Here is a 23,618-nt window from a genome sequence, read left to right on the forward strand (position 1 = left end):
TAAAAATTGTGTTCAATCGAGTTGAACTTTTTTTAGAATTAACGTTGACGTGTTGTCTTGTTTAGTTTTCAAAGACCATTTTTTAAAACAGCTTTTTCATTATATCACCAAGCCGTTTTTGGTGTCAATAACTTTTTTTTGTTATTTCACTTTTCTATCACTCGTTCAGAAGCGACTTTACTAATATAACAGCCTCACCTCACGGTGTCAATAACTTTTAAAATAAAAATTATTAATTGATGTTTCATATTTCAAAGTTCATTTCATCTTAGCGACTTGTTATACTTTAACACCAATTTTATTATTGGTCAATAACTTTCTTAAAAAAGTTTAAGAAAGTTTATATAATCGGTGATAAAGATCGTTTCCTTTTGTCTCAACAAGCACTACCTCAATAATTCCTTTATCTACTAAATACTCAACTAATACTGTTAAATCAACAGAGTAATACTTCAATTCTGGGTGATTCATCATATCTGCTATCGTCCATGGTTCTTGTTTCGATTCTAAAATATGTGTTAGGTGTTGTGTTCCTACACTTGTTCTTGAATAAATTAAAAACTCACTAGCTAAAAATAATAACTCTAGTCGTTTCTCTAAAGATTCTTCACTCATAATTAACTCTTCATATAATTTATAAATTTGAGGTTCAATATGTCTCACTTGTTCCCAAACAGTTACTTCTGGATAAAATCCACTATTAATAACTTCAAGGCGCGCTAAGTGATGTAATGAGTGAACCATATGATTATATGCATCTAAGTAATGTCCTGTGTCAAAAGATGATTTACCTTGCATATACCTTTTCACAAGTTTAGCAAATGTAAGCCCTTGCTTTAACTTTCTCCCGCTAAATGGAAATTCATGAATTTCACGTTTAAGGCTTGCGATATTTTCATTACGATCAAAGATAATTTTCCCATTGTGCAACCATTCTGTTAATCTACGATTGCTGCCAAGTAATAACCACTCTTGCACCTGTTGCATACTAACTATATGAAGTGCTGCTTTTTGATTTTTATAAGCGTAATGTTTAACTTGAACAGGTACTTCTTCACTTTCTGTAATAACAAGCAATGTATAATCAAAAGTATCTGTAATGTCAGATGAATAATCTTTCTTTTCAATTAACAGAATTCCTAAAGTAGATGCCAAACTTGCTCTTTCTTGATATATAGAACGTAAAATATCCTCCATGGTATAATCACTCCAATTTTTTTACTAAGTTTTATGTTTCGACATTGATATTATAAATCCTTTATTAACTTTCAACAAATTTCGACAAGAACACCTTTGTTTTCCAATCACTAAGTTTTTTTCCATAATATCCATTGGTTAAATATGTTATATTAGTGATTCAAGGGAGGAATCATATATGGCTAAATATTCTAGTAAAATTAATAAAATACGCACTTTTGCATTGAGTTTAATTTTTATTGGATTCATCGTAATGTACGGGGGAATTTTCTTTAAAAGCTCTCCCATTATTATGACCATCTTTATGATACTAGGCTTGCTTTGCATTATTGCCAGTACAGTTGTTTACTTCTGGATTGGGATGTTATCCACTAAAAGTGTCCAGGTTGTTTGTCCTAATTGTCAAAAAATTACGAAGATTCTAGGGCGAGTTGATATGTGTATGTATTGTAATGAACCGCTAACATTAGATAAAAATTTAGAAGGAAAAGCATTTAACGAATCCTATAATAAAAAAAGAAGCACGAACTAAATTAAACAAAATAAAAAAGTTGGCAAATTATTACGCCAACTTTTTTAATGTGCGGCTTTAGCCATACAGTCCGGACATTCGCCATAAACTTCCATACGATGTTGGAATACTTTAAAACCCGTTACATGAGAAGCTAACTGTTCCACTTCATCTAAACCAGGATAGTGGAAATCTACGATTTTTCCGCAATTAACGCAAATTACGTGATAATGGTCCGATGTCGTAAAATCAAAACGACTAGAAGAATCCCCATAAGTCAATTCTTTTACTAATCCAACTTCACGAAACACTCGCAAATTATTATAAACCGTTGCAACGCTCATGTTAGGGAATTTCCCCTCTAAAGCTTTATAAATATCATCAGCTGTAGGATGGGACATTGACTCAATCAAATACTCAAGTATCGCATGACGCTGCGGTGTTATTCTAACACTTGATTTCTTCAGCATATCCAATGCATCTTTAAGTTGATGCTCCGCCATTGCCATGTACCTCCTTTATCCTTTTATCATTTAGAAGACATTATTACTTTATAATATTTATAATTAGTGTAAGCTGTCACCACTGATTTTGTCAATTATTCTTGATGTAAAGTAGGTTCTATGCATGCTAATTTTTGGTTTACATATCTAGCAGCCACAAAAAGCAAATCAGATAAGCGATTTAAGTAAGATAATACTAATGGATTTACTTCACCATCAATACCTACTGCTCCTCTTTCCGCTCTTCTCACAATTGTTCTAGCAGAATGTAGTGCAGCTCCACTCGGATGTCCTCCAGGTAAAACAAAGTTCTTCAAGGCTGGAAGTGTCGCATCCCATTTGTCAATTACTTCTTCCATATGTTCAACATGACTTTGCTCTAGTTTCCAATGAACTTTCTTACCAGGCGGAGTAGCTAATTCCGCACCTACATGAAAAAGCTCTGTTTGGATACGGTGAAAGACATTCTTTACTTCTTCTTTATCTTGAAATTGTTCATTACTCAATAAACTCATTGCTAACCCAATCATAGAATTTGCTTCATCACATGTCCCATAAGCTTCTACACGGGCATCTGTTTTGGAAACCCTTTGTCCATATACCAATGCCGTCGTTCCTTTGTCTCCACTTTTCGTATATATTTTCATATACATTCTCCCCTTATTAACATTCTTTCCTAATATCCAAATTATTTATTTATACTACTATATTCTATTGTATTTCATCTTACGAATCATTTCTTAATGTTTTTATCATACCATCAATAGTAATAGTTTAAAAATATGGTAAATTCAGAATTGTATAAAAATAGTTTTTTACATGCAGGACTTTAGTATAGTAATCTATTGATACATCGTTTACAAAAAGAAAAATAAAAACCATGATTCTACGCAATATAACTATAATACGGACAATTATAGTCAACGTCGTTCTATTGGAGGTAAGTTAATTTGGAAAAAACAAAAAAGAAAAAGAAGTGGCCTAAAATAGTTCTCCTCGTCTTTGTATTATTACTTGTAGGTGGAGGAGCATACGCATATTCCGTATATCATTCACTCACAAAAAACATCAAAGAAATGCACGAGCCCATTACAAGATCTGTTTCAGACAAACGTAGCAATAAATTAGATGTAGAAAAGCAACATCCTTTTTCTGTACTTATGCTTGGAGTGGATCAAAGAAAGAATGATTCAGGTCGTTCGGACACCATGATTGTAGCTACTATTAATCCGAAGAAACAATCTGTTGAAATGGTCAGTATTCCACGCGATACAAGAGTCGAAATAGTTGGAAAAAACAAGGAAGATAAAATTAATCACGCCTTTGCATTTGGGGGTACAGAAACAGCCATCAAAACGGTTGAAGAATTTCTCGAAATACCCATTGATTATGTGGTCAATATCAATATGGAAGGCTTTAGAGATATTGTTGACGCAGTTGGAGGAATTACTGTTAATAATGATTTAGATTTTTCATATGGTGGTCACCATTACAAAAAAGGAGAAATTTCTCTTAATGGTGAGGAAGCACTTTCTTATGTAAGGATGCGGAAAGAAGATCCTCGAGGAGATTTCGGTCGCCAAATACGACAAAGGCAAGCTATAGAAAGTATTGTAAAAAAAGCTATAAGTTTCTCTTCAATCACTCGTTACCAAGATATATTTGATGCCGTTGGAAACAATGTCAAAACGAACATGACGCTGAGTGACATTATGAATATCCAAAAAAATTATAGAGCCGCAAGTCAAAAAATTATTCAGCATGAAATTGAAGGAGAAGGAACTAGAATAGACAATATTTATTACTTCATTCCTAATGAAGAAGATGTTCAAGAATTGAGAGATATGCTAAAAAAACATTTAGACTTGAAATCCTCAGATAAAATTAACACAATAGATAAGCCTAATTCTAATGACAAAACGGAAACTAATTCAAAAGATTCAAATCAATAATGTGAAACTTTAATCTGTGAGGGCTTTTGTTCATACCCCACCGATTATTTGTTGAGCGGAATAAAAATAAGCGGGTCATTTCGACCCGCTTTCGAGTTAAGAAAACGTTTGAGGAGGTATTCCCATACTCAATTATATGTAAATGCTCGTATTATGAATTGGACAAAAGCCTTAATTTTAAAAAGCAGTGGTGCCCATTTTACGCAGACCTTACTCGCTTAGCATTGTAGCAAACAATATCTTTAAATCGATTAATTATAAATTTTCTTTAATGTAAGCTAGCAGTTCATCAGCATGACCTTTAGCAGTCACTTTGCGCCATTCTTTCACTAAAATGCCGTCTGTATTCATTAAAAAAGTGGAACGTTCAATCCCCATATACTCCTTACCAAAATTCTTCTTTAATTTCCATACATCATAAGCATTCGCTACTTCTTGGTTTTCATCGGCAAGTAAAGTAAATGTTAAGCCGTGCTTTTCGATGAATTTCAAATGTGAAGAAATCGGATCTGGGCTCACCCCTAATACAACTGTATTTACATCCGCAAATTCTTGACTCATATCACGAAAATCGCACGCTTGAACGGTACAACCTGGTGTCATATCTTTTGGATAGAAATAAAGTACTACATTCTTCCCTTTATAATCTGATAACCTCACTTGTTTACCATCACTTGATGGAAGCACAAAATCTAGTGCTTGTTCTCCAATAACTGTTGTCATCACAATTCCTCCATATCATTCATTACTTTCTCATACATAGAGTACATAACATTGCTTTGACATTCAAATTTAGAACCTTACTTATTTCCTTGTTCTAAGTCAATAACGGTTCTTACTACAAATGCCGCCGGGAGAGTGTAGCCAACAAAAGCTTGTATAGTAGCAATAATTCTACCAATGCCAATTGGAATTAATTCACCATAACCTACAGAAAACATCGTCATTGCACTAAAATAAAAAGAGGTTTCTAATTTCAAAAAGAAATTACCACTCATTTGTATACCATGATCGAGAATAACACTCATATCTTTTAATTCAAATAATAAATAAAGCATAGCAAAGCCGATACAAATCGTTCCGTACAAATAGACGAGCCATAAAAAATGACTAATTGATATTTTGTGAATTCCTGATTCAATAGGTGTAAATATAGCCCGCACGCTCATTACCATGCAAAAGATAACCGCGCCAACCAAAATATAAAAATCCATGCTCATCCCTCACTTCAAACCTATACTTCAATTTACTCCCGTTTGTCCCACTTTATGTGCAGTTATTATCATCTAATGAGGTAGACTTTTCTCATCTAGTTTCGTATCGTTTTATTATAGAAGGAGGAAGAAAAAATGCATTCCATATTTATTGTTGAGGACGATCCAAAAATAGCACAGCTCTTGAAAGAACATCTAGAACGTTATGATTACACTGTACATATTGCAACAGCATTTGATCACTTAAAGCAACAACTTATAGAAATAGAACCTTCATTAATATTGTTAGATATCAATTTACCTAAATACGATGGCTATTATTGGTGTAGACAATTCCGCACTGTATCCAACTGTCCTATTATTTTTATTTCAGCTCGAGCAGGTGAAATGGATCAAGTTATGGCCATTGAAAATGGCGGGGATGATTATATTACAAAACCTTTCCACTTTGACATAGTCATCGCCAAAATTAAAGGACTCATTCGTCGTACATACGGAGAGTATGCCACTAATCAAAATTCAAAAATAATTGATATTGATGGCTTATCATTATCTGTTGATCAACATATTCTTTCATATAAACAGCAACAAACAGACTTAAGTAAACGGGAATTTACATTGTTAGAAACACTGTTTTTACAGCCTGGTAAAATAATTAGTCGTGAAACTTTATTGGAAAATCTCTGGGATGATATTCAATTTGTCGATGATAATACCCTCTCCGTAAACATCACAAGAGTAAGAAAAAAACTAGCCGATCTTGGAATTTCAGATGCGATTGAAACTGTTCGTGGCCTAGGTTACAAACTAAACGTTACATGGAGGGACTAACTTGAGAGGATTTCTTAAACAATATCGAAGCTTTATAGTCTTTTATTTATTTAACATTGCTTTAATAATCGGTATTATCATGTTGGATTTATTCAATCAGACAAGAACTGTTTCAAATGGAAGTATTCTATACATTATCATTCTTTCGCTCGTATTATTCACATTGTTTCTTTGCTTTACCTATTTCAAAGATCGACAAAACTATAAAGCATTACGTGAGGAAATAAATGATATTAATCAACCAATTCATTTATTTCAAGATAGTTCCTATCACTTTGAGGAATTTAATCGAATTTTAAACCAGCAATACGGCTACTATATTGAAGATTTATCAATAACGAATGAAGAAAAACAACGATACTATACCTTTATTAATCAATGGGTACATCAAATGAAAACGCCACTTTCTGTTATTAGTTTATTATTGCAAAACGCTAAACAAAGCAATACTCAAGATGCAACACTTATTCAAAATATCGAAGAAGAAACAGAAAAGCTAACTAAAGGATTAGAGCTAGTTCTTCACTCTTCTAGACTTGATTTATTTCATGAAGATTTCAAGGTAGAAAGAATTTCCCTTTCTACTATTGTAAGAGACTGTATTAAGGACCATAAAACAGCTTTTATCAGAAATAAAGTATATCCTGTGATGGATATATGTGAAGAACATATCATCGAAAGTGACCGAAAATGGTTAGCGTTCATTATCAATCAAATTATCGCTAATGCTATTAAATATACTGCTGGTATTGGAAAACAAATAAAGTTTTATACAGAGAAACACGAGAATCAATTAATATTGTGCATACAAGATGATGGAATTGGCATACCATCACAAGATATTAAAAGGGTTTTCCAACCTTTCTTTACAGGACATAATGGAAGAAAATACGCTGAATCAACCGGTATGGGTTTATATTTAGCAAAAAGAACATGCGATGAAATCGGACATACTATTGGTATAGAATCCGAGGAAAACAAGGGAACTACAATTACAATTACTTTTTATAATGTGACAAGTTTGTAAGAATATTCTTGAACATTGAAAGGAAAAGCCATAGGTATCAAACCATTTCCTCTTTATACTATTATTACAACGAAAGGAGGAACTGATGATGACATTATTAGAAGCTATTAACTTAACTAAAATATATGGAAATAAAAACCTTCAATATCGAGCGCTAGACAGTTTACACATTGAAATGAACAAAGGTGAATTTATTGGTATTATGGGACCTTCTGGTAGTGGAAAAACGACATTATTAAATTTATTATCCAGCATCGATAAACCGACAAGTGGAATAGTAAAGATTAATAATTTCAATGTCTCTTCTCTTTCTAAAAAAGAGCTTGCTCTATTTCGACGCAAACAGCTTGGTTTCATCTTTCAAGATTTTAATTTACTGAACACATTAACCATTGAAGAAAATATCATCTTACCTCTAACTCTCGATAACCGACCTTTAAAAGAAATGGATGAAAATCTAATCAGAGTATCTAAACAATTAAACATTGATGATATTTTACAAAAAAGAGTACATGAAGTATCAGGTGGTCAGCAACAGCGGACAGCTATTGCGCGAGCGATTATTCATAATCCATCGCTAGTATTTGCAGATGAACCAACAGGTAATTTAGATTCTAAATCTTCAAAAGATGTAATGGAAGCTTTACAAACGATGAATGAAGAACAGCAAGTATCCATATTAATGGTGACACACGACCCAATAGCCGCTAGCTATTGCCAACGTATTCTCTTCATAAAAGACGGACAATTATTTAATGAAATCCATCGCGGTAATAATCGTCATGCTTTCTTCCAAGATATCCTAGATGTGCTGTCATTATTAGGAGGAAATGCTAATGAATTTTCGCCAATTCGCTCTTACTAATGTGAAGCGTAACACAAGGAGTTATGCTGCCTATTTCTTAAGCAGTGTATTCTCCATTACGATTTTCTTTATTTATGCGGCTTTTATTTTTCACCCAGATGTACTTACAGGAAGTTTAAGCGAGAAGTCCGTAACAACTAGCCTAAGTAAAGAAGCTTTACGAAGTAGTATTATATTAGCAGAATCCATTATTTTTTCATTTTCGTTCTTATTTGTTTTGTATTCTATGAATGCATTTTTACAATCTCGTAAAAAAGAATTTGGGATCTTGAATTTACTTGGTATCACAAATGGACAGTTAAATAAATTAATCTTTATTGAAAATAATGTAATTGGTATAACCGCCATTGTTACGGGCATCGGCTTTGGAATGTTATTTTTTAAGTTGTTTCTGATGGGTGTCTCAGCCGTTCTATCACTCCCAGTCACTTTGCCTTTCATCATTGCGCCGAAGGCATTGTATGTGACAATCGGAGCATTTCTCATTTTATTTGAAGTAATTTGCTTTCTTACTTTGTTTACGGTTCGATTTAATAATGTAACAGAATTACTTTATAGTATCAAAAAACCAAAGAAATCCCCGACATACTCCGTTTGGTTATCATTGGTTGCTCTTACCACTATAGGTACTGGTTACTATTTAGCCTATACAGCTAATCTCTTTAAAATGATCATATTCATGGTTCCCATTACTCTATTAGTCACTTTCGGAACGTATTTTTTATTTACACAATGCAGTATTTTATTTATCCGATTACTAAAGAAAAATCGTGCTTACTATTTACGTTCTACGAATTTGCTAACCTTTTCAGATTTAGCTTTTAAACTGAAGGATAACGCACGTGTCTTATTTATCGTAAGCATAATAAGCGCGGTCTCCTTTACTTCAAGCGGCGTGTTATTCTCACTTGTTAGCAATATGAAAGACGAAACTGTAATGAGATATCCTCAAAGCATTGCTTTGGCTACTTCTTATAATATTGAAGGTTATAACATCACAAAGAAGCAACTGACAAATGCTTTACAAGATACACATTTATCCTATGAAGCTCATGAAATGAAGCTATTAAAAGCTTGGTATCTGTTAGATAAGAACAATATAAACACACCTTTTGGGATTAACACTAGTCCCGAAAAGGAAAAAACAAATATTCTACTACTATCCCAAAGTGACTATAACATTTGGGCAAAACTTACAAGTAAAGAACCACTTAGCCTAGATAATAAGCAAGCCATCTTTGTAGCGTCAACACCAGACCCAGGCATCATTTGGTATAACAAAGACTATATAAAAATTGAAGCAAACCAACATTCTTATACTTTTTCTATACGCTATATGCAACAGCCAATTTTATCTCCTAGCGCATTAACGGGCGAACTTTTGGTTATTCACGATTCCATATATGAGCAAATAGCTACTAAATACGAAATAAAAAATATTATTACAATCTACGGAATCCATTTACCAAACTGGGAAAAAGATCATGATGCAGTCGTTAACATATCAAAAAATTTAAAACTAGATAAAGGCCTCTATTTCGATTCTAGAGCAAATATGATCAATGAATATAAAAGCATGTTCTATCTCCCTTTCTTCATCGGATTATTTATAAGTTGCCTATTCTTCCTAGCAGCTGCTAGTATATTGTATTTCCGATTGTATAACGATATCGACAATGAATTGCTTCATTATCGTTCATTATTCAGAATGGGGTTAACACCTGAAGAAATGAAATCGATTATATCAAAACAAATATTTCTATTATTCTTTGTACCATTTATAGTAGCCGTCACTCATGCTAGCTTTGCTGTCAAAGCCTTACACAATATGATTAACGGTTCCGTACTCGGTCCAAGTCTAACCATTTTCGGTATATTCTTTTCACTTCAATTAGTTTATTTCTTTGCTGTAAGAGCAATCTATTTCAAAAAATTAAAACAAGTCATGTAAATCGTCTGTCACCAATACTCGGTGGCAGACTTTTTTTACTTTCATTCCTAGTAATTGATTAAAATGTTATAGCATAATTTAAGCTTGTTTTTGGTACAATAATAGAAGTCGATGCTAGTTTTTTTATAAACTAGTTTAATTAATTCATAGAACTACATACAGAAAGGTTAGGGGAAAATAAAATGAAGCATACAAATTCAGAAGCATTATACCAAGAAGCTCTTGAGCATATCGTAGGCGGTGTAAACAGCCCATCTCGTTCATACAAGGCTGTAGGAGGCGGCGCTCCAGTAGTAATGGAAAGAGGCGAAGGTGCTTACTTCTGGGATGTTGACGGAAATAAATATATCGATTACTTAGCAGCGTATGGTCCAATTATTACTGGTCTTACTCATCCACATATTTCAAAAGCACTTCAAACAGCAGCAGAAACAGGCGTATTATTCGGGACTCCAACACGCCATGAAATTACTTTTGCGAAAATGTTAAAGGAAGCAATTCCTTCAATGGATAAAGTCCGCTTCAATAATTCAGGTACAGAAGCTGTTATGTCTACAATCCGTGTTGCTCGCGCTTACACAGGTCGTGATAAAATCATGAAATTCGCTGGATGCTACCACGGTCATTCAGACTTAGTACTAGTAGCGGCTGGCTCTGGTCCTTCTACATTAGGAACTCCAGACTCTGCTGGTGTACCAAAAAGTATTGCACAAGAAGTAATCACGGTTCCTTTTAACGATATTGACGCATATAAAGAAGCTCTTGATAAATGGGGCGACCAAGTTGCTGCAGTATTAGTAGAACCAATTGTAGGGAACTTCGGTATCGTTGAACCAAAGCCTGGCTTCCTCGAAGCTGTTAATGAATTAACACATGCTGCTGGTGCATTAGTTATTTATGATGAAGTCATTACAGCATTCCGCTTTACTTATGGTGGAGCTCAAAACCTATTAGGTGTAACACCTGACTTAACAGCACTTGGTAAAATCATCGGCGGTGGTCTTCCAATCGGTGCTTACGGTGGTAAGAAAGAAATCATGGAAACAGTAGCTCCACTTGGACCAGCATATCAAGCAGGAACACATGCTGGAAATCCGGCTTCTATGCTTACAGGTATTGCTTGTCTTGAAGTTCTAAAGCAAGAAGGTGTTTATGAAGAGCTTGATCGTTTAGGACAAATGTTAGAAGAAGGCGTTTTAGCTGCTGCTAAGAAATACGATATGCCAATTTCAACAAATCGTCTAAAAGGTGCATTCACTTTATACTTTACAACTGAAAAAGTTTATAACTATGAACAAGCAGAAAACACAGATGGTGAAATGTTCGGTAAGTTCTTTAAGCTAATGCTTGAACAAGGAATCAATCTTGCTCCTTCGAAATACGAAGCTTGGTTCTTAACAATCCAACATACAGAACAAGACATCAAAGATACAATTATTGCGGTTGAAAATGCATTTAAAGCTTTAAAAATGAACTAACACTAGAAAAATATTCATTTTTTATGCATCCTCAAAGCTTCTATTGCTTTGAGGATTTTTTTACATCATTTGGAAACGTTTACACGTTGGATTTACCTCTTATTTTCCACAAAATACACCTATTTCGCTTATCCATACCTTTGCATAAATAATTGATTTCTGAAATTTTAGATGATATTATTAGTATCACCACTGACAACTTCTATTTTTTTACATTACACACATTTTTTTCATTTCTTGTTTTAAATTATTTCAAAATATATATGTACTACTAACTATAGGAGGTGAATGGCAGCTATAAGTGTAATCTTATAAGTGCCAAAACATTATGACTCAACAATGGAGCCCGAGTTTATTTAGTGATTTCCGAAACCAAGAGCATGATGCATGCGGAATTGTGTCATGTATTGAAAAAAAAAGAATCCCTACTCGTGAAAATATATTTGCTTGTATAGATGCTTTAGTAAAAATGAATCACCGTGCTGGATTTATTAATGGTGAAGGTGATGGAGTCGGTATTCATATCGATATTCCAAGAGCACTTTGGAAAAACAAATTACAAGAGCAAGGTCTTCAGCCTGAACTAGCTGATTCCGACGGCTTCGTCGTAGGTCACTTCTTCCTCAGTCAAAAAGAAGAACACCACAAACTTCAATCAGAAATTAAAGAAGCTTTCTTACAAGAAGGCCTTTCCATATTATTCGAAAGTGATTCAGTTCATACTCCCAACGCTTTAGGCCCTATCGCTATTCAAGAAAACCCTGTCTTCTGGCAAATCGCACTTATAAGTAATCAAACATCCCAACAAGAGCTATCTAAACTACTCTTTAAATTAACTCACACAATCGAACAAAACCATCACATCCACGTTGCCTCTTTAAGTCAATATCATGCTATTTATAAAGTAATGGGTGCAGGTGATATTTTACCTAAATATTATCATGATTTAGCAAACCCACTTGTAGCTTCTACGATGACATTAGGACATAACCGCTATTCTACGAATACCCTTTCAAGTTTTTTCCGTGTACAACCATTTAGTGTGCTTGGTCATAATGGTGAAATCAATACAATTGCCAAACTCCGAGATGAAGCAAAAATGATTGGCGTACCTCTTGTAAAAGATGGCAGTGATTCTCAAGATTTAAGTCGCACATTGGAAACTTTCATATGTGAACATGAATATTCACTTTTTGAAGCTATTGACGTTGTTTTCCCTCCAATTATCAATGAAATTAAGGCATATTCGAAAGACCTTAGCAATCTTTACACATATATTCGTGAAGCATGGGGGCATTTCGCTCAAGGACCTGCAGGTATCATATCTCGTTTTGGAGATGAAGCTGTCTTTTCTGTAGATGCTCTTGGCTTACGTCCTCTTTGGAAAATCGAAACAGAAAGCTCATACATGTTCTCTTCTGAACCTGGTATTATTCCTTCATCTGAATATTATGGTGAACCTAAGCCAATCGGACCAGGAGAAAAAATCGGCATGAAATGGAACGGTCAAGATATTCAGATTTATCACTATGCTGACTTTCAGCAAGAAGTATACGATCGTTTCATTATGCGCATTGAACTATCCAATGATCGTAAACGGCTAGAAATCCCTATTCTAGAAAAGAAAATTACTCATACATTACCGACAAAAATTCAGAACGGTCAATATAAAGCAATGGGCTGGGAAAAAGACCATGTTCAATTTGTTGAACAAATGGCTGAAAAAGGTGTGGAGCCTATTCGTTCACTCGGGCATGACTCACCTCTTGCTTCGCTGAATACATCAAGAAGAAATGTAGCTGATTTCATTAAAGAAAGCGTAGCAGTTGTAACCAATCCAGCGATTGATCGTGATCGTGAAACAGAACATTTTTCTACACGCACTATCATTGGTCAAAGGCCTTCCCTATTCCAAAAGGAAAAAGCTAATCATGTTATCGAATTATTAACGCCGATTTTAATAGAAGGAAAAATGGGCTACGATTGTTCAAAAGAATTGCAACAGCCAAGCTTTGATTCATTAGTTGGTTATTTCCATGATCATCAGCTAGCACATGTCATTTCAATGACTTTTACTAAAGAAGAAAGTATTGCTGAAGCTTTAAATAGACTTACAGAGGAAGCAATTACAGCTGTTACAAATGGAAAATCATTGCTCGTTTTAGATGATGCAAATGCACATCATGAAGGCCATTTATGGCTTGATCCACATATTGTAACATCAGCAGTTGATCAAGGATTAGTAGCAGCAGGAAAACGCCGTAATTGTTCAATTCTTCTCCGATCTGCAGCTATTCGAACATTGCACGACATCATCACTGTGTATGGATTAGGCGCTAACTTAATTAGCCCGTACTTTATGTTCTTAACGGTTACAGAAGACCATACAGCACCAGTGAAAAATCTATATAGTTCATTAACAAAAGGCTTAGAAAAAGTTATTTCAACAATTGGTATTCATGAGCTTAGAGGATACGGTCGTCTATACTCAAGTATTGGTTTACACAATGAAATCGCTGATAGATTAAAGATTGTGAACTTCCTAGGTTCTGAATTGATAGCCTATAACTTTGAGACGTTAAAAGAAGATGCGATTCAACGCGCACAAGATTACCATGGTGAAGGTGAAAAAGTAAATCGGTCTTATCATGTTCTACCCCGAATATGGAAAGCAGTTGCTGAAGTCGCAGCATCTGGTAAGTATGATTTGTATCGCGAGAAGATTACAGAACTTGAGCAGGAACATCCAACAACAATCCGTCACCTAACAGATTTCAAGAACAGTGAACGAATCATTGCTGCACAAGATGTATCTATTAAAGTAGGAGAACATGACTTACCCTTTATTATTTCCTCTATGTCATTTGGCTCACAAAACGAAATTGCTTTCCGTGCATATGCTGAAGCTGCCGACCGTTTAAACATGATTAGCTTAAATGGTGAAGGTGGAGAAATTAAAGATATGCTTGGCAAATACCCGAAAACACGCGGACAACAAGTAGCATCAGGACGGTTCGGTGTTAACGCTGAATTATTAAATTCATCTAATCTACTAGAAATAAAAATCGGTCAAGGAGCTAAACCTGGAGAAGGCGGACATTTACCAGGATCTAAAGTAACAGCTAAAATTGCTGAATCACGTAATGCAACAATTGGTTCAGACTTAATCTCACCTTCAAACAACCATGATATTTACTCTATTGAAGATTTAGCACAAATGATTCATGAGTTAAAAACAGCAAATGATCGAGCTAAGGTAGCTGTTAAAGTACCTGTTGTGCCAAACATCGGAACGATTGCCGTTGGTGTTGCAAAAGCAGGTGCTGACATTATTACCATCTCAGGCTTCGATGGTGGTACAGGTGCTGCTCGAATTCATGCTATTCAACACGTTGGATTACCGGTTGAAATTGGCGTAAAAGCAGCACACAATGCATTATTAGAGGCTGGATTACGTGAGAGCATAGAAGTATGGGCTGATGGTGGCATTAAAAGCGCTGCAGATGTCTTAAAAATCATGTTACTTGGTGCAAATCGTGTTGGTTTCGGTACATTATCTATGATTGCTGTTGGATGTACTTCATGCCATGGCTGTCATTTAGATACTTGCCACGTTGGAATTGCCACACAAATTGAATCAGAAGCGCAAGCAAAAGAACATGGTCTACGTCGTTTTGTACCACGTAAATTCGATACAGCCGTTGCTTCCCTTGCGAATATGTTCAAAGCTTTTGGCGAAGAGCTACAAGCTTTGGCTGGAGCATTAGGTATTAAAAATCTACAAAATGCAGTTGGACACTCTAACCTTCTAGAACAAGTAAAAGGCACAAATTTACTAGATTTAACTTATCTATTGAAAACTTTAGATATTGGTCAAATCAACACGAGAGAAGCAGCCGCTACCCTCGAAAGAGCCACTATACAAATGGCTGTTGGAGCAGAGTATTTAGACAGCTCCGTAGAAAAGCTACAGGAATCAAGAGAATTTAGTGCTATTACTTCAGAACAACGTGTACTAGGTAGTCGTGTTTCCTGTCACCGAGTTCGCGGGCGTCTAGATGGTTCCTACCTGGCTCTACCAAATGTGACCCTATCTTACAAAGATGGTTCTATTCCAGGTAACGGACTAGGTGCTTACAATAGCACAGGAATAGATATAAAAGTAAATGGTGGCGCTCAAGATGGTATTGGTAAAACAGCCTTTGGAGGAACTATTGCCATCTTTAAATCAAAAGGAAAAGATGGTAACTATTATAATGGTTCAGTTGGTAAAGGATTTGGATACGGGGCTCAAAAAGGCTTATTAATTGCACAAGGTAACGCAGATGCTAGAGCTGGCATTCGACTATCTGGAGCGGATATGATTATCGGTGGTCAATTAACTCAACCGATACCAGTGAAAGAGTACGGGAACATCGGTGTTCATTCTAATATTAAAGGATTCGCTTTTGAATATATGACAAACGGACGTGGGCTTGTGCTTGGAGATATTGGACCTTGGGCTTGCGCAGGTATGACTGGTGGTGTCATCTACCAACGACTTCAACCAGAAATGGGCTTAACAAAGGATGTCATTGCTCGTCGTATGGCAAAAGGTGCAAAAGTAACGATTGATCCGTTATGTGAACAAGGCAAGCAAGAAGTAACGGAGCTTTTATCACGATATACTGATTTATTGAAAGAACAAAGCCAAGTGGATGAAGCTGCACAATTAGAATCGTTGTTATTAAATCTTGAAAATCATTTCATGCAAATTGTACCGTTCAAAGAACAAGCAGATCCATCCATTTCTACTGAGTGATTCGTCACCATACTACGTGCTCCTCTTTGTTAATCCACTAAAAAATTGCAAAATTGAACATTACGCTACCTACTGAATATTTCTGTAAGAAACCTATACCCTACAAAGGCTTCGCAGCCAATGTAGGGTATTTTTATATTCCTAGTAATCACGACCACTTCAAACTTTGTTCACACCATTATGGATTTACCTCTTGCTACATGAAAGAATCTCATGTATATTACAATATTGTTTATTACTCAGTAATTTGTGTAAAAGTAAAGAATACACTAATGTAAAATGTTTAAATTAGAAAGGAACCCATTTTATATGAAAATCGGTGCTCGAATACTGAAAACCGGAATTGCTATCGTTTTAGCACTTGGTTTAGCACAACTCTTAAAGTTTCCTTCTCCCGCTTTTGCAGGAATTGCTGCGATTTTTGCCATTCAACCAACTATTTACAGATCCTATCGAACTGTAATTGAGCAACTACAAGGTAATGTTATTGGTGCGGCAATTGCAATAGGATTCGTTCTTTTGTTTGGAAACAACGTCTTTTATGTAGGCTTAGCTTCTGTTATCATCATCATTATTAATGTAAAGATGAAAACAGAAAACACAATTTCCTTAGCGATTGTTACAGTTATTGCCATTATGGAAAATCAAAATGGTAACTTTCTCGACTTTGCATTCGTTCGATTTTTTACTATTATGCTTGGAATTCTTTCAGCCTTTGTTGTAAATTTCTTTTTTCTACCTCCTAAATATGAAACAAAGCTTTATTATCATATTTCGAATGTGACTGAAGAAATTTATAAATGGATTCGAATTAGTACAAGTAATGTATCTGAACCGCTTCATATTAAAGGTGAAATACAGGCTACGAAAGAGCAACTAATGAAAGTTGAGCAGTTGTACTTGATGTACAAAGAGGATCGTGAATTATTTAAAAAAGCTTCACTTGCCAAATCACGAAAGCTCGTCGTTTATCGTCAAATGATGATTACAACAAGAAAAGCCTTAAATATATTAATCAAACTCAATAAATACGAAAATCAATTTCATCACATGCCTGAAGACTTTCAAAATACGATACGTGAACAAATAGAATATTTGATTACGCAACATCAACAAATTCAATTAAAGTATGTTCGACAAATCAAAACTTCTTATGAATTTGAAAGAGAACAAGGCATTACTCATAAAGAATTATTGAATCTCTTCTTGTCCGTTCAAAAACAAGTAAATGATGAGAATGAACAAGACATTTATCACATGATGGCTCTTACCTCCTCGATTATTGAATACGAAGAACATATTGAGCATCTCGATACATTAATTAGCAGCTTTCAATCATTCCATAAGGATGATGATGAATTGAAGATTGAAACGAAGAATGAAGATTAAAAAAGGTGTCCCAAAAGTGATTTTTAATCACTTTTGGGACACCTTTTTACGCTTTTAAGATGCTCCATACTTGTTTACATCTAATCGGTCATTTAAATTAGGTTACTTGGAATAGTTGATTTATAGCACTTTTGGTGAAGAGAATACACTTAATTTCAGCTAATGGCAAAGAGAAATCCCTACTAAATGACACTAACTAATATACCCTTTGAGGCACCCTCTCTTCAATTTAATAAAGCATTATTGAATAAAAGTTAACACCATTAATTTTTCATTCGAGGATCCAAAGCATCTCGTAAGCCGTCACCCATTAAATTAAATCCTAAAACAGTTAACATGATGGCTAGCCCAGGGAAAAACACTGTCCATGGGGCTTGCATTAGCAATGCCCGAGAATCAGCTAGCATCTTCCCCCACTCTGGATTTGGTGCTTCCGCTCCCAACCCGAGAAATCCTAGCGCCGCCGCTTCAATAATTGCTGTCGCAATCGCTAACGTTCCTTGCACAATGATAGGAGCCATACTATTTGGTAACACATGATGAAATAATATTCTAGTATTGCTCATTCCAATAGCTTTTGCTGCCATGATGTACTCTTCTTCTTTCACACTAAGCACTCTTGACCGTATTAATCTCCCAAAGTTAGGAATATTAATAACAGCTATTGCTATTAGTGCGTTTTGAAGAGACGGCCCAAGAGCTGCTACAATGGCTATCGCTAATAAAATACTAGGAAAAGCGAGCATAATATCAAAGATTCGTGAAATGATTCCATCAATCCATTTACCAAAATAACCAGCCATAATTCCTAACAATGTGCCAACCACTACTGATCCAAGAACGGAGAAGAAGCCAACCCATAAAGAAATTCTTGCACCATATATAATTCTAGAAAAAATGTCTCTACCGAAATCATCTGTACCAAACCAATGATCACTAGATGGTGATTGTAATCGATTCGCTATATTTTGTTCTTTAAAGCCATATGGAGCGATTATGGGAGCTAAAAGTGCCAATACAATAAAAGCGAGTACAATACATGTTCCAACTACAGCAATTTTGTTCTTCTTAAAGCTTCTCCAAGCCTCTAGCCCTGGAGAAATACTTTTGTCCGTTCCTTCAGGTATTGGAGGTTCCATACGCTTATCCGCTATTTCCATCGCACCTTCCCCCTTTCCTTTTAATATTTAATCCGTGGATCAATTGCTGCATACAATAAATCCACTATTAAATTTATAAATACGAAAAATAACGCAATCACCAATATTCCTGATTGAATAACTGGATAATCTCGATAGCCAATTGCTTCGTATATATAGCGCCCAATCCCCGGCCAACTAAAAATCGTTTCCGTCAGAATAGCTCCTCCTAATAACAAACCTGTCTGTAAACCTATAATCGTTATAACCGGAATTACAGCGTTTTTAAAAGAATGTTTATAAATAACCCAAAACATTCTTACCCCTTTAGCACGCGCCGTTCTAATATAATCTGAACGCATTACTTCGAGCATTGTTGACCGCGTAATTCGGGCAATAATGGCAGTCGGAATGGTGGCTAAAGCAACACTTGGAAGAATTAAATGTTTAATAACTGTTACAAACTGATCCAGCCTGCCTTGTATTAAGGTATCGAGTAAGAGTAAATGTGTAATCGGTTCGACTGGATCTCGTACATTCATACGACCTGAGGTTGGTAACCATTCTAAATTAATGGAAAATGCCCATTGCTCCATCAATCCTAACCAAAATATTGGCATAGAAACACCAATCAAAGCGAGTAACATTGCGATATAATCAAACCAAGAATTTTGAAACCAAGCACTAATGATTCCCGCATTCACACCAACAAAAACAGCAATAAGCATAGCGGCAAGGGCTAACTCAATGGTAGCAGCTAAATAAGGCCAAATTTCTTCACTAATTGCTGACTTTGTTCGAATAGAATTACCTAAATCACCAGATAGCAAATCCCCAGCATAATTAAAATATTGAATATACCAAGGCTGATCTAAGCCTAATGACTTTGATAATTCTGCTATCGCTTCTTTCGACGCAGCTTGGCCTAAAATCACTTGTGCTGGATCACCAGGAATAGCACGAATTATGAAAAAAACAACTAATGAAAGCCCAAATAATACAGGAATGAGCAGAAGTAATCTTCGGACTGTAAACGCTAACATGATTACACCTCCTACATTGAATATAAGGAAAAGGAAGTCAGAGATGATTGACTTCCTTTTCCTATTTTTTATTTCGTCATTTCTACTTCTTTCAAGAAATCTGACCCTGTTGGATGTGCGATAAAGTTCTTCACCTTCACGCTACCCGCTAGAACCGGATTAGAGTGAACAAGTGGAATCCAAGGAGCATCTTCTTTAATAAGCACCTGTGCTTCTTTATACAATTTATCTCTTTCATCTTGATTGACCGTAGATTGCGCTTTAATCAAGATGTCGTGTACTTTTTGATTCTTATAATATGAATAGTTATTACTTCCAATACTATCTTGATCTAATAAAACATATAAGAAATTATCCGCATCCCCATTGTCACCCGTCCAACCTAATAGGAATGTATCCGCTTCTCCTAAACGAAGCTTATCTAAATAAGTAGCCCACTCATAAGATACAATTTTTGCCTTAACGCCCACTTTTTCAAAGTCTGCTTGAATTGCTTCTGCTACTTTTTGACCATCTGGCATATATGGTCTAGTTACTGGCATTGCCCATAATTCAATTTCGAAACCATCTTTGTAGCCTGCTTTTGCAAGCAATTCTTTAGCTTTCTCTGGATTATACTCGTAATCTTTAACATCTGAATTATACCCAGAAATCACAGGTGGCATTGGGTTAATAGCGGGTTCCGCTGACCCTAAATAGAAAGCATCAATAATCGCTTGCTTATTTACTGCATAATTCAACGCTTGTCGTACTAATTTGTTTTTCATCGGTCCACGAGTACTTGTTAATCCTAAGTATGCTACGTTCATAGATGGACGTTGGAAAATTTGTAGCTTGTCGTTTTTCTCAATTGCTGGTAAATCACTATAATTAACTCCTTCTACAACATCTGCTTCTCCAGCATTCAACGCGTTAAGACGAGCAGAATTCTCAGGAATTACTGTGAAAATAACTTTATCTAATTTTGGAAGACCTTTTTGCCAGTAGTTTTCGTTTTTCACAATCGTAATGGATTCTGTTCGTTTCCATTCTTTAAACTTAAAGGCACCTGTCCCAACAGGATTTTCAAGGAATTTATTACCATACTTTTCAATAGCCGCTGGACTTGCGATACCAAACGGACTCATCGCTAAGTTTTTATAAAAAGTGGCTATTGGACGAGATGTGGTCACTTCGACTGTCATTGAATCAACAGCTTTTACATCGGTCACTAAATTACCAAACTGTGAATTATAATAGTAGAACTTTTCTTTATCTCCTCCACTCCAACGCTTGAAATTAAATACTACTGCATCTGCGTTAAATTCTGTTCCATCATGGAATTTAACACCTTCTTGGAGTTTCATCGTGTATTTTAAGCCATCATCCGAAACACTCCATTCTTTTGCTAATCCTGGTTGTAAAGAAGTATCTTTATCGCCAAATTGAATCAGTGTTTCAAAGATATTCTTCGTTACTCGGAAAGACTCACCATCTGTAACAGTAGCTGGATCAAGTTCTACTGAATCACCACCACGAGCGAATACGAGTGTATCTCCACTCTCTACTTTTGCAGTTGTACCTTCTTTCTCTTTCTTATCAGTATCCTTGTCGTCCTTTGAATTACATCCCATTAATGCAGTTGAGATTATCATAATTAAAGCAAATAACAACATTACACTTCGTTTCTTCATATAACTCCCCCTTTTTTCTCATTGCTAAAAAAGCTTTATCACTCATGCAACATGACCTTTAATCGTTATATAAATGACATGCTACAAAATGACCTTTCTTCATTTCCTTTAGTTGTGGTTTTACCGTTGTACAGATGTTCATACATTCTTTACAACGTGTATGAAATGCACAGCCTAAAGGAGGATTAGCAGGGCTAGGGATATCTCCGCCTAAGAGCTCTTTCTTCTCCCTTTTGATTGTTGGATCTGGTACTGGGACAGCTGCCAATAATGCGTGAGTATATGGATGGAGTGGTTCATCATATAAAGAATCACCATCTGCCAATTCTACTAACCTACCAAGATACATTACGCCGACTCTGTCACTTATATGCCTCACAACTCCTAAATCATGAGCAATAAATATATATGTCAAACCAAATTCCTTCTGTAAATCTTCTAAAAGGTTTAATACTTGCGATTGAATGGATACATCTAAGGCCGAAACAGGTTCATCAGCAATAATGAGCTTTGGCTTTGTCATAAGCGCACGTGCAATACCTATTCTTTGTCTCTGTCCACCGCTGAATTGATGAGGATAACGCTTGGCATGGTAACTACTAAGACCAACTGTCTCTAACATTTCTGCGACAAGTTTTTTTCTTTCATTACGATCACCTATACCATGAACAATTAGTGGTTCTTCGAGGATTTTTTTAACTGTATGTCGAGGATTTAATGAAGCATATGGATCTTGAAATACCATTTGCATATCTCTTCGCAAATGACGCATTTCACTTTGGGAAAGTAACGTAACATCTTTATTATCGAAAATGACTCTACCATCTGTAGGTTCAATGAGACGCATGAGCATACGACCTGTCGTTGATTTACCACATCCTGATTCTCCGACAATTCCTAGTGTTTCACCCTTTCGTACGGAAAAACTAATATCATCTACCGCCTTTACTTCTCCGGTTTGTCCACCAAACAACCCGCTTCTAATCGGAAAGTATTTCTTTAAATGCTCTACCTGTAATAATAAATCAGTCATTCTTGCTTCCTCCTTTATCATGCAAAAAGCAACGAACATAATGTCGTTCTTCTTCCGTTTTATAAAGCGGAGGATTTTCTTGCGTACACCGTTCATGGGCATGCTCACATCTTGCAGCAAATCGACAGCCTAGATGTATAGTACCTGGCTTTGGAACATTGCCTGGTATGGAGTAGAGCCTTTCTTTCTTCTCTTGAATATCAGGAACAGATTGCAGTAAGCCAACAGTATATGGATGTCTTGGATTTCGAAAAATCTGTTCAACAGATCCTTCTTCAATGATTTTGCCAGCATACATGACAATAACTCTCTCACACAGTTCAGCTACAATACCTAAATCATGTGTAATCATAATAATAGAAGTTTTGAGCTTACGATTTAAGTCGCTCATTAAGGATAGAATTTGCGCTTGAATGGTTACATCTAATGCAGTAGTTGGTTCATCTGCAATTAATAATTGAGGATCACAGGATAATGCCATTGCAATCATCACTCTTTGGCGCATACCACCAGAGAGCTGATGCGGATATTCACTCATCATTTCTTTCGCTCTAGGAAGACCAACTAACTGTAACATTTCAACACCACGAGCAAAGGCTGTTTTTTTTGATAATTTCTTATGTAATCGGATGGCTTCCGTTAATTGATTTCCTATTGTAAAAAGGGGATTTAAAGAGGTCATTGGCTCTTGGAAAATCATCGCCACATCATTTCCTCTTTTTTGTCGCATTTCTTTCTCTGATAGGTCTACAAGATTTACACCCTTGAGTCTAATTTCTCCACTAACAATTTTGCCAGGAGGTTGGGGAATAAGTCGCATGATGGAAAGTGACATAACACTTTTACCACATCCTGACTCACCAACAATACCAATTACTTCACCTTCTCCTACTGAAAAGCTAATTTCATCTACTGCTGGCACTTCACCATCGCTAGAGAAGAAAGAAGTCTTTAATTTTTTTACTTCTAGCACTGGGGTCTGACTCAAGCTTTTACTCCCCTTTCTATTTC

The 23,618-nt window shown here is 35.6% G+C and carries 19 protein-coding genes; 9 read left to right on the forward strand and 10 right to left on the reverse strand.

The window, feature by feature from the left end; genetic code table 11:
* Positions 1–330 precede the first annotated feature (330 nt).
* Positions 331–1,197 carry a nucleotidyltransferase-like protein gene (locus TX86_RS20280; RefSeq protein WP_042351714.1) on the reverse strand — a complete coding sequence of 289 codons (867 nt, stop codon included), beginning with the start codon at positions 1,195–1,197 and terminating at the stop codon, positions 331–333.
* Between the two features lie 178 nt (positions 1,198–1,375).
* Here TX86_RS20280 and TX86_RS20285 point away from each other — a divergent pair, with 178 nt between their 5' ends.
* Positions 1,376–1,729: a YgzB family protein gene (locus tag TX86_RS20285; protein WP_042351716.1), complete on the forward strand. Its 354-nt coding sequence runs from the start codon at positions 1,376–1,378 to the stop codon at positions 1,727–1,729.
* A 44-nt stretch (positions 1,730–1,773) separates the two neighbouring features.
* Here TX86_RS20285 and perR read toward each other — a convergent pair whose 3' ends face one another.
* Positions 1,774–2,211 carry a peroxide-responsive transcriptional repressor PerR gene (gene perR / locus TX86_RS20290; RefSeq protein ID WP_154663186.1) on the reverse strand — a complete coding sequence of 146 codons (438 nt, stop codon included), beginning with the start codon at positions 2,209–2,211 and terminating at the stop codon, positions 1,774–1,776.
* Between the two features lie 95 nt (positions 2,212–2,306).
* Positions 2,307–2,858, reverse strand: coding sequence for a cob(I)yrinic acid a,c-diamide adenosyltransferase (locus TX86_RS20295; RefSeq protein ID WP_042351720.1), 552 nt, complete (start codon positions 2,856–2,858; stop codon positions 2,307–2,309).
* A 303-nt stretch (positions 2,859–3,161) separates the two neighbouring features.
* On the opposite strand from TX86_RS20295, the gene tagU reads away from it, so the two are divergent.
* Positions 3,162–4,163: a polyisoprenyl-teichoic acid--peptidoglycan teichoic acid transferase TagU gene (gene tagU / locus TX86_RS20300; RefSeq protein ID WP_081707779.1), complete on the forward strand. Its 1,002-nt coding sequence runs from the start codon at positions 3,162–3,164 to the stop codon at positions 4,161–4,163.
* 255 nt (positions 4,164–4,418) lie between these two features.
* Here the strand turns inward: tagU and bcp are convergent, their stop codons facing one another.
* Together bcp and TX86_RS20310 are read right to left on the reverse strand one after the other, a co-directional pair.
* Positions 4,419–4,886 (reverse strand): thioredoxin-dependent thiol peroxidase, encoded by a 468-nt coding sequence (gene bcp, locus TX86_RS20305; RefSeq protein WP_042351721.1) that lies wholly within the window; start codon positions 4,884–4,886, stop codon positions 4,419–4,421.
* Positions 4,887–4,963: 77 nt separating this feature from the next.
* On the reverse strand, positions 4,964–5,377 hold the full coding sequence (locus tag TX86_RS20310; RefSeq protein WP_042351722.1) for an ion channel: 414 nt from the start codon (positions 5,375–5,377) through the stop codon (positions 4,964–4,966).
* Positions 5,378–5,512: 135 nt separating this feature from the next.
* Here TX86_RS20310 and TX86_RS20315 point away from each other — a divergent pair, with 135 nt between their 5' ends.
* The 7 genes from TX86_RS20315 (at position 5,513) to TX86_RS20345 (ending at position 17,719) form a co-directional block, all read left to right on the forward strand.
* Entirely contained in the window at positions 5,513–6,208 is a 696-nt protein-coding gene (locus TX86_RS20315) for a response regulator transcription factor (protein ID WP_042351724.1), read from the forward strand.
* Between the two features lies 1 nt (position 6,209).
* Positions 6,210–7,235, forward strand: a complete 1,026-nt coding sequence (locus TX86_RS20320; protein WP_042351726.1) for a sensor histidine kinase — start codon at positions 6,210–6,212, stop codon at positions 7,233–7,235.
* 88 nt (positions 7,236–7,323) lie between these two features.
* Positions 7,324–8,100, forward strand: coding sequence for an ABC transporter ATP-binding protein (locus TX86_RS20325; protein ID WP_042351728.1), 777 nt, complete (start codon positions 7,324–7,326; stop codon positions 8,098–8,100).
* The gene (locus tag TX86_RS20330; RefSeq protein WP_042351729.1) at positions 8,072–10,051 is read left to right on the forward strand and encodes an FtsX-like permease family protein; all 1,980 of its coding nucleotides are present in this window, start codon (positions 8,072–8,074) and stop codon (positions 10,049–10,051) included. The genes TX86_RS20325 and TX86_RS20330 overlap by 29 nt, the downstream gene beginning before the upstream one ends.
* Before the next feature lie 182 nt (positions 10,052–10,233).
* Positions 10,234–11,529, forward strand: coding sequence for a glutamate-1-semialdehyde 2,1-aminomutase (locus TX86_RS20335; protein ID WP_042351730.1), 1,296 nt, complete (start codon positions 10,234–10,236; stop codon positions 11,527–11,529).
* Between the two features lie 328 nt (positions 11,530–11,857).
* A complete protein-coding gene (locus tag TX86_RS20340; RefSeq protein WP_042351732.1) occupies positions 11,858–16,330 on the forward strand; it encodes a glutamate synthase-related protein in 4,473 nt (1,490 codons plus the stop codon).
* 309 nt (positions 16,331–16,639) lie between these two features.
* Entirely contained in the window at positions 16,640–17,719 is a 1,080-nt protein-coding gene (locus TX86_RS20345) for an FUSC family protein (RefSeq protein ID WP_042351734.1), read from the forward strand.
* A 263-nt stretch (positions 17,720–17,982) separates the two neighbouring features.
* On the opposite strand, the gene TX86_RS20350 is transcribed toward TX86_RS20345, so the two are convergent.
* From TX86_RS20350 to TX86_RS20370, 5 genes are all read right to left on the reverse strand, one after another.
* Positions 17,983–18,858, reverse strand: a complete 876-nt coding sequence (locus tag TX86_RS20350) for an ABC transporter permease (RefSeq protein ID WP_439096864.1) — start codon at positions 18,856–18,858, stop codon at positions 17,983–17,985.
* 41 nt (positions 18,859–18,899) lie between these two features.
* The gene (locus tag TX86_RS20355; RefSeq protein ID WP_042351737.1) at positions 18,900–19,901 is read right to left on the reverse strand and encodes an ABC transporter permease; all 1,002 of its coding nucleotides are present in this window, start codon (positions 19,899–19,901) and stop codon (positions 18,900–18,902) included.
* Between the two features lie 68 nt (positions 19,902–19,969).
* A complete protein-coding gene (locus TX86_RS20360; RefSeq protein WP_042351738.1) occupies positions 19,970–21,574 on the reverse strand; it encodes an ABC transporter substrate-binding protein in 1,605 nt (534 codons plus the stop codon).
* Positions 21,575–21,632: 58 nt separating this feature from the next.
* On the reverse strand, positions 21,633–22,607 hold the full coding sequence (locus TX86_RS20365) for an ABC transporter ATP-binding protein (RefSeq protein ID WP_042351739.1): 975 nt from the start codon (positions 22,605–22,607) through the stop codon (positions 21,633–21,635).
* Positions 22,600–23,595 carry an ABC transporter ATP-binding protein gene (locus TX86_RS20370; RefSeq protein WP_042351740.1) on the reverse strand — a complete coding sequence of 332 codons (996 nt, stop codon included), beginning with the start codon at positions 23,593–23,595 and terminating at the stop codon, positions 22,600–22,602. The genes TX86_RS20365 and TX86_RS20370 overlap by 8 nt, the downstream gene beginning before the upstream one ends.
* Positions 23,596–23,618: the final 23 nt, after the last annotated feature.

Origin of the sequence: Bacillus massiliigorillae (assembly GCF_000380245.2) — a bacterium.
In the GTDB taxonomy this organism is placed as follows: Bacteria; Bacillota; Bacilli; order Bacillales; family DSM-1321; genus Bacillus_AD; species Bacillus_AD massiliigorillae.

Bases quoted from the DNA above. Each gene is read 5' to 3' on its own strand.
- TX86_RS20310 (WP_042351722.1), bottom strand. From the start codon at position 5,377: ATGGATTTTTATATTTTGGTTGGCGCGGTTATCTTTTGCATGGTAATG.
- TX86_RS20345 (WP_042351734.1), top strand. From the start codon at position 16,640: ATGAAAATCGGTGCTCGAATACTGAAAACCGGAATTGCTATCGTTTTA.
- TX86_RS20355 (WP_042351737.1), bottom strand. From the start codon at position 19,901: ATGTTAGCGTTTACAGTCCGAAGATTACTTCTGCTCATTCCTGTATTA.
- TX86_RS20325 (WP_042351728.1), top strand. From the start codon at position 7,324: ATGACATTATTAGAAGCTATTAACTTAACTAAAATATATGGAAATAAA.
- bcp (WP_042351721.1), bottom strand. From the start codon at position 4,886: ATGACAACAGTTATTGGAGAACAAGCACTAGATTTTGTGCTTCCATCA.
- TX86_RS20330 (WP_042351729.1), top strand. From the start codon at position 8,072: ATGAATTTTCGCCAATTCGCTCTTACTAATGTGAAGCGTAACACAAGG.
- TX86_RS20315 (WP_042351724.1), top strand. From the start codon at position 5,513: ATGCATTCCATATTTATTGTTGAGGACGATCCAAAAATAGCACAGCTC.
- TX86_RS20350 (WP_439096864.1), bottom strand. From the start codon at position 18,858: ATGGAACCTCCAATACCTGAAGGAACGGACAAAAGTATTTCTCCAGGG.
- perR (WP_154663186.1), bottom strand. From the start codon at position 2,211: ATGGCGGAGCATCAACTTAAAGATGCATTGGATATGCTGAAGAAATCA.
- TX86_RS20295 (WP_042351720.1), bottom strand. From the start codon at position 2,858: ATGAAAATATATACGAAAAGTGGAGACAAAGGAACGACGGCATTGGTA.
- TX86_RS20280 (WP_042351714.1), bottom strand. From the start codon at position 1,197: ATGGAGGATATTTTACGTTCTATATATCAAGAAAGAGCAAGTTTGGCA.
- TX86_RS20360 (WP_042351738.1), bottom strand. From the start codon at position 21,574: ATGAAGAAACGAAGTGTAATGTTGTTATTTGCTTTAATTATGATAATC.
- TX86_RS20340 (WP_042351732.1), top strand. From the start codon at position 11,858: ATGACTCAACAATGGAGCCCGAGTTTATTTAGTGATTTCCGAAACCAA.
- TX86_RS20365 (WP_042351739.1), bottom strand. From the start codon at position 22,607: ATGACTGATTTATTATTACAGGTAGAGCATTTAAAGAAATACTTTCCG.
- TX86_RS20285 (WP_042351716.1), top strand. From the start codon at position 1,376: ATGGCTAAATATTCTAGTAAAATTAATAAAATACGCACTTTTGCATTG.
- TX86_RS20335 (WP_042351730.1), top strand. From the start codon at position 10,234: ATGAAGCATACAAATTCAGAAGCATTATACCAAGAAGCTCTTGAGCAT.